Genomic DNA, 705 nt, shown 5'->3' on the forward strand with positions numbered 1-705 from the left:
CTCGGCCATTATTACCAATAAGGGCGGCAGGACGAGCCACGCTTCTATTGTGGCCAGAGAAATGGGTGTAGCTGCAATTGTCGGTTGCGGCGATGCTACTGCTAAAATTACTGATGGGGAAATGATCACCGTTTCCTGTTGCGAAGGAAAAACAGGTTTTGTGTATAAAGGGAAACTAAATTTTGAAACGACAGACCTTGATTTTTCTTCTGTAAAAAAACCTGAAACTACTGAAGTGATGCTGATTGCAGGCGATCCGGATAAGGCATTCAAATTATCGTTCTACCCAAATGATGGCGTTGGGCTGATGCGTATTGAATTTATAATTGCACATTCTGTACAGATTCATCCAATGGCACTGGTAAAATTCAATCAGTTGAAAGACGAGGTGGTAAAACAGAAAATAACGGAATTGACGCATCATTATCCCAACAAAGAAAAATATTTTGTAGATCGGCTCTCGCAGGGGGTGGCTACTATTGCAGCGGCATTCTATCCCAAAGATGTGATTGTGCGTATGAGCGATTTTAAGACCAACGAATACGCTAACCTGATTGGCGGAAAGGATTTTGAGCCGCATGAAGAAAATCCCATGCTTGGATTCCGTGGGGCATCAAGGTATTATAATGATTTATATAAGGAAGGTTTCCGGCTTGAATGTGAAGCTATTAAAAAAGTAAGAGAGGACATGGGACTGACGAATGT

The 705-nt window shown here is 42.0% G+C and carries 1 protein-coding gene; it reads left to right on the forward strand.

The features are described 5' to 3' along the window. On the forward strand, positions 1-705 hold a 705-nt coding region (locus FRX45_RS23090; RefSeq protein WP_262884228.1), incomplete at both ends, for a putative PEP-binding protein.

This window comes from Agriterribacter humi (assembly GCF_009192765.1).
GTDB classification, from domain to species: domain Bacteria; phylum Bacteroidota; class Bacteroidia; order Chitinophagales; family Chitinophagaceae; genus Agriterribacter; species Agriterribacter humi.